We start from the raw sequence: 9,228 nt of genomic DNA, 5'->3' as shown, positions 1-9,228 counted from the left end.
CCCCCGGAGTACCGCCCCCCACTCGGCATCCGCCACCGCTATGCGCCCCTGGAACACATCAGCCTCGATTCGGGCGGCCGGGTCTCGCTGGACAGGACGTACCGCCGCACCATCAAACCGTCGGCGTCGTAGACGACTTGGCTCCGGCGCCGCGCCGTCGGGGCCGACGTGCTCGGCGCGAAGCCGGGCTCAGCCCTCGCTGCGGGCGTCCGACGAACCGCCGGCAGCGTCGGGCTGCCCGGCGCTGCCCGCTTGTCCAGTGCCGGGAACCGGAGCCGCGGGCGGTGCCGCGGCGGGGCCGACCAGTTGGTCGGTGCTCTCCCGTGGTGGTGTCAGCAGGGTGTTGAACACGACGCTCAGCTTGTCGACGGTCTGCCGGGAGAACATCCCGACGAGCGCGGCCACGGAGGCCACTCCATAGGGGTTGATGTCGCCGGACGAGGCCACGCTCGTGGTGAGCCCGCCGCGCAGGACGCAGTAGACGACGAGGGCCAGCGACGCGCCCACGAGCGGCTCCAACAGGTACATCAGGAACCAGCTCCGTCGCAGACGCCTGTTGCCTACGTACTCGTAGGCCGAGCGCAGAACGTGGATCAGGGAGCCGAGACCGCCGATGGAGAACACGACCAGGAAGAGCCGGGTGTCCCGCGCCAGCCTCGGATTCCAGATCAGTATCCGCGTCCGGCTCACCCTCTCGGTGTTCCCGCCCGGGGACGCGGGCTGCGGCCACGCCTGTAGCAATACGGTCGCGGACACGGCGGCGAGCAGCAGCAGGACGGCGACAAGAACGATCACGTCCCACGTTGTCGCGAACCTCGTGCCCACAGCCATCCGCGGTGCCTGCCCCGCGGATGGCTCCTCCGGCCGCGTCGGCTCCTCGTCTGTCACGGCGCTGCCCTAGTCCTGGTCGAGCCGGTTCCAGGCGACCGCGGCAGCGGCACGGGCACCGAGTTCGTCCTCGTAGGGCCGCGTCACGATCACGACATCGCGAGCAGTGGAGAACGCGTGCTCGATACATGTCCGGCGCACCGCCGTCATGAAGATTTTGGCCGCCGGGAACCTCTCGTGGTCATCCGACACCAGCGGCTCGGGACCATAGAGCACCACGCGGTCAGGGTTCGCCAGGTTGAGCAGGTCCGCGAGGCCTCGGCCCAGCGCCCAGCCGGCCTCCATCAGGGCATCCTCGACGAGCTTGCCGCGGTCGTCGCTGGCGAGCAGGGCGAGCGCCCGGGCCAGATCCGGCACCGGATCCCCGGTCATCTCCTGGACCCGCCGCGCGATGGCGTCGCTGCCCGCGACGCTCTCCAGGCAGCCCTTGTTCCCGCAACTGCACTCGTGGCCCTGGTAGTTCTCGACCACGACGTGCCCGATCTCCCCCGCGGCCCCTGAAGCCCCGTGAAGGAGCTCACCGTCGACCATCAGCCCCGCGCCGATCCCCTTGTCGAGCACGACCGCGGCGAAGTCACTGCTGCCGTCCGCGTCACCGACCGCGAGGGCCAGCTGCGCCATGGCATTGGCGTCATTCTCCACGACCGTGGGCAGCCCCGTCGCCTCCCGCAGGAGTTCCCCGAGCGACAGACCGGACCACGAGGCGTCATCGGCGTAGTTGGGCGCCTTGACGACGTCCCCACTGTCCGTCGCCACATGGCCGCCGATCTCCACGCCGAGGCCCGTCCGCCCCGACTTGGACGCCTCAGCCGCGGCCGGCACCTTGTCGAGCAAGTCTTGAACGAAACGCGCGAGTCCCTCGATCAGCTTCTCCTGGCTGCCGTCGAACCGCGCTTCTATGTGCAGCCTGGTGTGCACCTCTCCGCTCGCGTCGGTCACCACGCCCGTCCGTGACTCCGGACGGACCTTGACGCCCACGCAGTAGTCGATGCCCACAGGCCCGGGCGGGACCAGACCTGCGCTCTCCAGATATTGAGTACCGCGCGGCGTAAGGTTCCACGCGTTGTGGCGCCACTTTCGGCTCTTCCCCACCAGGCCGGCTGCCGTCAGCCTCCGGCCGATCCGGCTGATCTCCGTGGCGTCCACCCTGAGCCGGCCGGCGAGCTGCTCGTTGCTCAGACCCTGCTCTTTGGCCACCTCCAGGAGAAAGCTGACGGGGTGTCCCTGAGGGGCGAAGTTCAGTTGCAGCGCCGAGGGCAGGCGGCGCAGTGCCCAGGTCGTCATGTCGAGCAGCCCGAGGAGGTGTCCCCGTTGCTCGGCGCGTTCCGCCTGGTCCCGATCGGCCCGCACATGATGCCCGTACAGCCTGCGGAGTCCGTCGTGTGCGGCCTGGATCGCCGGTTCGTCGGCGGTCAACGACGCGTCGGTGACCAGCATGGCCAATGAACTGAATTGCTGTGGCGGAATTATCTGCTCCGTTTGCATCTCCTCGAGTGCGGCCTGCACTTCGCTTAAACGGTCACCCTTGGGTCCCGGTGTTTCACTCATGTCACTCGCCCCTTCGTTCCGATGGCCATAGAGGTGCTACCCCAGGATGGGGCGATGTCAAACGAGCGTCAAGTGATGATTCTTGATCGGTCGTACATGTTCATCGAACCCTTTCTGTTACAGCTTTTTGCCACAAGGTGATACGCATAGATAAGACATGCCGTTAACATCTCAGTCACGCACTCATGCTTCGGGGGGAGTCATGAATAAAGAGCCGCGCGATCCCGATCATTCGGTCGACGAGATCGAATTACCGGTCGATCCGGCAGACCTCTTCGTCGTCCTGTACGACGCGCTTCCGAACTGGCCATTCAGTGACCGCACCGCGAACAAGTGGTTCGATGACATCAGGGTGAAACAGCGGGCGGAACTGGTCTGCAAGGAGGTGCGCAGAGACGGACGCGCCGGCATCGACCTGGTGCGCGACCTCATCCGCGAATACGGCGATCAGGGAATGTTCGCCGTACTCATGGGCCTTGACCGCGCCTTCGAAAACGCCGGGATCTATCCCGGAACCACCGGCGAATCGACGATGTGCTGGCTCGCGCGGCGCTACCAGAACACCAACAGCCTCAACAACAACACGGATCGGACCGGCCTCCTGCTGCCCCGTTACACCCGACCGGGCAAAGTTATGGCCGAACACACCGGAAAACCTGATTTCTTCTCCGTGCACCGAGTCACCCCGGCAACCCGTGAGGGAATCTGGCACAGCGGTATCCTGCACCTCGAACCACGGGGTTGCGCGCGAAAGCAAGCGATTTCCATTGGGGCCGCGCCCGTACTGGAGAGCTACTTCGATCTGAAGTTCGAATTACCGGACGGCGACAATATCGGCCTTTACCGCATCGCGCCGGACGACGACCGGCTCCGCCCACGGATCGAAAAGGTGCTCCAGAATCTGGAGAACTCCGGCGCCCAGATAGGTGTGCTGCCGGAATGTACGCTCTCGAGCGACCTGCTCGAGCACTGGGAAGGCCTCCTGCGCAGGGACCCGCCCGCGGCAAGCCGCCTCCAGTGGATCCTTCCCGGCACCGGACCGATCGGACCCACGGAACCGGAGCAGGCGCCGCCGAACCGGGCCATCCTGTTCGACCGCGAGACCGCGCAGGTGCTGCTGTGGCAGGACAAGATGGCCGGCTTCACCCTGGGCGAGGGCCAGGCGGAGGAATGGCAGCTGCCGGTCCGGCCCCAACACGAACCGGCGGCCGAGTACATCTCCAAAGGGAACCAGGTCGCCGTCCTGGAGACCTTCCTCGGCCGCATCGCGATCCTCATCTGCGAGGACATCAAGCAGAACGCCGCTTGGCTGGGCAAGTGCCAGGCGTTCGGTGTCTCGCACATCTTCGTGCCGCTGTTCGGCTCGCCGATCAGCCAGCAGGTCAAACGCTGGGCACTCGAGGCCGCGGAGCACTGTGTCGAACAGCTGGGCGCGTGGGTCGTCATCTCCAACAGCCTGGCCGTAGAGGAGGGGATGCGCGCGCGGCCGGACTTCGTGGCGGACGGCGCCTACAACTGTGTCGTGGTCGGCCCTGCCCTTCCCCGGCCGACGAAGCACGCCAAGGCGCCGGCCCAGTTCTGCCGCTCGGCCACGGCCGAGGAGACAGCCCGGGTCGTCTGCGACGAACACGGGAAACCGCCCGCCTCCGACCCAGGCGAGCCGGCACCGCTGCCGACCGTGCGGTGCGGCCCGGAGGGCTGATCGGTTTCCCTGTCAAGTCCCCTGCGCCGCAGTCCTGACCGCACTCCGCTTCGTGAACGCCGCAGTGGCCGGAGTCAGTTCGGCGAGGTCGGCGGCGTCCAGGCGCAGCCCGGCCGCGGCGATGTTCTCGGCGAGGTGCGCGGGTGAGCCGGTGCCGGGGATGGCCAGCATGTTCGGTGCGGTCGCGAGCAGCCAGGCGAGGGCCACCTGCGCGGTCGTCGCGTCGTACCGACGGGCGACTTGTGCGAGGCGGGCGTGGTCGATCGGGTCGTGGCCGCCGCCGAGGGGAAAGAACGGCACGTAGGCGATGCCGTGTTCGGCGCAGCGCGCGAGCACGGCGGCGTCATCGTGGCGATGCACGTGGTACTGGTTCTGCACCGCGACGACCGGCGCGACGCCCAGCGCCTCGTCGAGTTGCGCCACATCTACGTTGCTGATCCCCAGGTGGCGGATCAGTCCCTCCTCGCGCAGTTCGGCCAGGGCCGCGAACCGTTCGGCCACGCTCTCGCCGCCCGGCCCGTCTGTGCCGCCGACCCGCAGGTAGACGAGGCCGAACCGGTCGAGTCCCAGGGCGCGCAGGTCCTCGGTCAGCAGCCCGCGCAGCTGCTCCGGGCCGGCCTGGCCCGTGGGAATTCCGTCCGGTCCGGGCAGTGGGCCGACCTTGGTGGCGATCAGCAGGTCGGCCGCGTAGGGCGAAAGTGCTGTGCGGATCAGGTCGTTGGCGCGGACATCGCCGCGGGCGTAGAAGCCCGCCGTGTCGATGTGGTCGACGCCCGCGTCGACCGCCTGCCGCAGCACCTTGATGCCGGTCTCCGGGTCGCGTGCGGGCCCGGTCAGAGCGTTCGCGGCCAGTCGCATCGCGCCGAAGCCGAGGCGGTTGACGCGGAGGTCGCCGCCGAGCGTGAACCGGCCGCTCGCGGCGGCCGTTGTCTGTGTGGTCATGTCCCCACCTTCGACCGCGAAGTGGGGTCGGTACGCCGGTTGGCAATGAGTTGCCATGTTCGTGAGCGAGACTGGCGGGGTGACCGACAAGACCACGCTGACCGTGCACGGCGAGAGGGAACTGGCCGCGCGTACGGCTCAGTTGTTCGGCGAGACGACGCGAGAGTTCTTCTGCGCGGCCACCGACCTGCACACCTGGTCCCGGCGCGGGGACAGAGCCGCGATCGCTCACCGCCTGCGAACCGGGGCGGCCGGCGGAGTCGTCGTGCGCAAGCTCTACACGCCCGCCGTGGTGGCCGACGAGGAGCAGCGGCTGCACCTGTTCGAGGTCGCGGCCGCCGGCGGGCAGGTGCGCGTCCGTGCCGCGGCACTGCCGCACGAGACGATCATCATCGACCGCCGGGTGGTGATCCTGGCGGGCCGACGTGGCGCGCGCGGCCGCGAGTTCACGATCACCACGGCACCGGCCCTCGTCGAGGGCGTTCACACGCTGATGCGTGCCACGTGGGACGCGGGCGTGCCCCTTGCCGACTACCTGCGGCGCGGGACCAAGGGTCTGGACGCCGAATCGCTCGCCGTGCTGCGGGCACTCGCGGCCGGCCTCACCGACGCGGTGGGCGCGCGCCGTGTCGGCATGTCCCTGCGGACGTACCGCAGACGGGTCGCCCAGTTGATGACCGAGCTGGAGGCCGACTCACGATTCCAGGCAGGCGTGCACGCGAGCCGCCTCGGCCTCACCGGCGGCTGACCGGCGCCTGACCGGCCTGATGAGCCAGGCCGGCCGGCACGCTCCTCCGGTTGGATTCGCAGGGGGCAGTTGTCGTCACGAGGGGGCAGTTGTCGTCACGCCCGGTCGATGCGGGAGACGCTGCCGCCGATGTCGAGCACGTACAACTCGCCCTTGCCGCCCTGCACGAACGAGATGACCTCGCCGCCGTTGACGCCGAGATCGTGTACGCCGGTGACCTTGCCGTTCTCGATCTGCAGGGCACGGACGGTGCCGTCGCAGTAGTCGCTGAACACGTACTGGCCCTTGAGGTCCGGGATCGCTTTGCCGCGGTAGACGTATCCGCCGGTCACCGAGCAACCGAGACCGGTGCGGTCGTACTCGTGGACCGGCGGCACGTGGTTCGCGGGCTCGGTGCCGTCCCTGAAGGGATGGTTGCCCTCCATCTGGGACCAGCCGTAGTTCTCACCGCCCTTGCTGTTCGCGGGGGCCCAGTCGATCTCCTCCCAGGCGCTCTGGCCGACGTCGCCGATCAGCAGGTCGCCCGTGCCCGAGTCGAAGGAGAACCGCCACGGGTTGCGCAGCCCATAGGACCAGATCTCGTCCTTCGCGTTCGGGTCGTCCACGAACGGGTTGTCCGGCGGGATCGCGTACGGTTCGCCGCCGCCGGGGTCGATCCGCAGCAGTTTGCCGAGCAGCGTGCCGAGATTCTGCCCGTTGCCGTGCGGGTCGCCGCCCGAGCCGCCGTCGCCCAACGCGATGTAGAGGTAGCCGTCGGGGCCGAACTTGATGTCGCCGCCGTTGTGGTTCGCGTACGGCTGTGGCTGGGTGAGGACGGTGCGCCGCGTGTTCGGCCGGATCTTGCCGTGCCGTACGGCGAACTCGTCCACGGTGCTGGCGCCTTCGAGGTTCGTGAACGAGATGTAGAAGTGCGCGAACTCGTTGTCGAACGCGACGCCGAGCAGGCCGCGTTCGCCGTCGGTGGTGGTCTCTTTGGAGATGTCGAGGACGGGCGCGCCTAACCCCTGATCACCTAAGACCCTTACGGTGCCTGCGCGTTCGGCTATCCAGACGGTGCCACCGGGACCGGCGGCTCCGGCGGATGGATTCTTCGCCGTGGCCACACTTTTGAGCGTGACCTTCGCGGCCTGGCGCTGAACGGTGGGTTCGTCGGCGGACGCCGTCGTCAAAGCGAGGCAAGCGACGAGAGAGATGGTGCCAATGATCGCCGAGCTTCTCGTGCGAACTTTCACCGTGATCCTCACCTGGGTGGGGGGATGGGGTGCTACTGGCCACGGATGAGGATACTGGGACAGGCGTGGCTGGTATAGACCAATACCACATCAAGCGTTGACCTGCGGCACGGGGCGACTGGTCGGGCCCCAGGTGGCGTTCCCGTCCGCGTCCGAACGCCAGGACCAGCACGGCTCGCGCCCCTCGGGCCGGCCTTCGGGGTTGTCCTCCCACGCCTCGCCGCGGCCGTAGGGCGTCATGTCCAGCAGGCCGAGGGACCCGTTGACCCGCTCGTTGCCGCGGCCCGTCGTGGAGTAGGTGAGGAACACGCGGTCGCCGTCGCGCAGGAAGCACGTGAGGTAACCCATGTCTCCGCCGACCGGTGCGTCCACGTCGCGCACCGAGTACCAGGGCTGGGTGTAGCCCATGAACTCGACGTACGCGGCCACCTCGTCCCAGCGGCCCGTGGTCAGGATGGCGAACGAGACGCCGCGGGCGTTGAGGTAGACGGCGTCCTTCAGGTGCCAGGCCGTGGTGGTGCAGCCCTCGCACTGTCCCTGGTGCGGCGCGCCGTCGTACCACATGTGCTGGTAGACCACGAGTTCGTCGCGGCCCTCGAACAGGTCCAGGAACGGGACCGGGCCGTCGGGTCCGACGACCTCGACCGTCCCGTCGAACTCCACCATCGGCAGCCGGCGGCGGGCCGCGGCGAGGGCGTCACCCTCACGGGTGTGGGCCTTCTCGCGGACCAGAAGCTCGTCACGGAGGCTCTGCCAGGTGGCCAGGTCGACGACGGGCGGACGGCCGGGCAGCGCGGCGGTCGGGTCGTCCGGTGCGGTCGTCATGGTGTCCTCCGTGGTGTCTCGTGCCGGGCAGCGTCGTACGACGGTCCATGCGACCGTCACCAGAACACGACGGTCCAAGCGACCGTCACCAGAACACGACGGTCACCAGCGACCGTCACCGGAACAGACTCGCGGCCCGGCCGGAACGCATCGCGGCAGGGGGCACCCTCCGTCGAGCCTGCACGGACCACGTCGGACCGGCAAGTTCACGGACGCGCTCTCGGACGGCGAGCGTCAGCGGGTGGGCGTACCGCGGTTGTGCCCGACCCTGGGAGGGCGGATTCTGTAGGGGATGAACGGGGCTGGTGTGGCGTCATGACTGCATGGAACGCGGAGCAGAGTGCCGACTTTCGTGGCCCCCTCGACGTCACCAGGGCGGCGACGGCGCTCGTCGACGCGCAGGACACGGTCATCGGATGGAGCCCCGCGGCGGAGCTGCTCCTCGGCTACCGGTCGCAGGAGATCGTCGGCCTGCCCCTGGCCACTTTCCTGTCACCCGGCCCGCCAGGCACTGCTCCCCCGCCCCCTCCCGGGTTCCGGGGAAACGAGATCCGCGTCGCCCGGCACCGGGACGGGCGTGAGCTGATCGTCGCCACCGCGGTGTGTCCCCTGGCGGGCGCCGGCACGACGGGGCGCGTCCTGGTCGCCACGGAGCTGCCGGACCTCCGGCTGTGGGAATCCCGGCAGGCCCTGCTGCACGGGCTGGCCACCCAGTCACCCGTAGGCCTGGCCATCTACGACACCGACCTCCGCCTGACCTGGTGCAACGCGGCTTACGAACAGGAGATGGGGCGACCGTTCGCCGAGTTCCGTGGCTCTCGGGCCGATGAGCTGTACTTCGACGGAGAATTCGTCACCCGAGGGCATCCGCCCACGCTCGACGCGGTCATGCGGCACGTACTGGACACCGGAGAACCATTTCTGGACCTGCACTTCCAGGGCAAGCCGCCCAGTGACCCGGAGACCGACCACCTCTGGTCCTGCGCCTACTACCGGCTCCAGGACGCCGACGGACACGTCTTCGGGGTGTGCGAGGACGCCTTCGACATCACCGATCGCTACAAGGCCCAGCGGCGGCTCGCCCTGCTCGTCGAGGCGGGGCGCGGAGTCGGTACCGCCCTCGACGTGACGGTCACCGCCGAGAAGATCACCGAGGTGGCGGTACCGGAGTTCGCGGGCACGGTCACGGTCGACCTCGCGAGGGGCGTACTGGAGGGCGAGGTGCCGGCCACCAGCGGCTCGGCGGCGATGTCTCTGGTGCGAGTCGCCCGCTGCTCGGCCGAGGATGCCGACCCGGAGAAGCCGGGACAGCAGCCGCCTCCGCCTCCCCCCGCGAACCACCC

Annotated in this window: 8 protein-coding genes; 3 read left to right on the top strand and 5 right to left on the bottom strand. The window is 68.8% G+C overall.

Annotation, left to right across the window (positions count from 1 at the left end):
• Window positions 1–189: 189 nt before the first annotated feature.
• Together E2651_RS37005 and E2651_RS37000 are read right to left on the bottom strand one after the other, a co-directional pair.
• The gene (locus E2651_RS37005) at window positions 190–795 is read right to left on the bottom strand and encodes a hypothetical protein (RefSeq protein WP_135335653.1); all 606 of its coding nucleotides are present in this window, start codon (window positions 793–795) and stop codon (window positions 190–192) included.
• 102 nt (window positions 796–897) lie between these two features.
• Complete coding sequence (locus E2651_RS37000) at window positions 898–2,436, bottom strand: ROK family protein (RefSeq protein WP_135335652.1); 1,539 nt, start codon at window positions 2,434–2,436, stop codon at window positions 898–900.
• 202 nt (window positions 2,437–2,638) lie between these two features.
• Here E2651_RS37000 and E2651_RS36995 point away from each other — a divergent pair, with 202 nt between their 5' ends.
• Window positions 2,639–4,138, top strand: a complete 1,500-nt coding sequence (locus E2651_RS36995) for a hypothetical protein (RefSeq protein WP_135335651.1) — start codon at window positions 2,639–2,641, stop codon at window positions 4,136–4,138.
• Window positions 4,139–4,150: 12 nt separating this feature from the next.
• On the opposite strand, the gene E2651_RS36990 is transcribed toward E2651_RS36995, so the two are convergent.
• A complete protein-coding gene (locus E2651_RS36990) occupies window positions 4,151–5,080 on the bottom strand; it encodes an oxidoreductase (RefSeq protein ID WP_135335650.1) in 930 nt (309 codons plus the stop codon).
• 61 nt (window positions 5,081–5,141) lie between these two features.
• On the opposite strand from E2651_RS36990, the gene E2651_RS36985 reads away from it, so the two are divergent.
• Window positions 5,142–5,828, top strand: a complete 687-nt coding sequence (locus E2651_RS36985) for a DNA-binding response regulator (protein ID WP_245239456.1) — start codon at window positions 5,142–5,144, stop codon at window positions 5,826–5,828.
• Between the two features lie 95 nt (window positions 5,829–5,923).
• Here E2651_RS36985 and E2651_RS36980 read toward each other — a convergent pair whose 3' ends face one another.
• Together E2651_RS36980 and E2651_RS36975 are read right to left on the bottom strand one after the other, a co-directional pair.
• Window positions 5,924–7,060 carry a PQQ-dependent sugar dehydrogenase gene (locus E2651_RS36980; protein WP_135335648.1) on the bottom strand — a complete coding sequence of 379 codons (1,137 nt, stop codon included), beginning with the start codon at window positions 7,058–7,060 and terminating at the stop codon, window positions 5,924–5,926.
• A gap of 90 nt (window positions 7,061–7,150) precedes the next feature.
• Window positions 7,151–7,885, bottom strand: a complete 735-nt coding sequence (locus E2651_RS36975; RefSeq protein WP_135335647.1) for a DUF899 domain-containing protein — start codon at window positions 7,883–7,885, stop codon at window positions 7,151–7,153.
• Between the two features lie 315 nt (window positions 7,886–8,200).
• On the opposite strand from E2651_RS36975, the gene E2651_RS36970 reads away from it, so the two are divergent.
• The coding region (locus E2651_RS36970; RefSeq protein ID WP_135335646.1) for a PAS domain-containing protein at window positions 8,201–9,228 on the top strand (1,028 nt) is incomplete at its 3' end.

Origin of the sequence: Streptomyces sp. MZ04 (assembly GCF_004684775.1) — a bacterium.
Lineage (GTDB): Bacteria > Actinomycetota > Actinomycetes > Streptomycetales > Streptomycetaceae > Streptomyces.
This window is presented reverse-complemented; position numbering and strand designations above follow the sequence as displayed.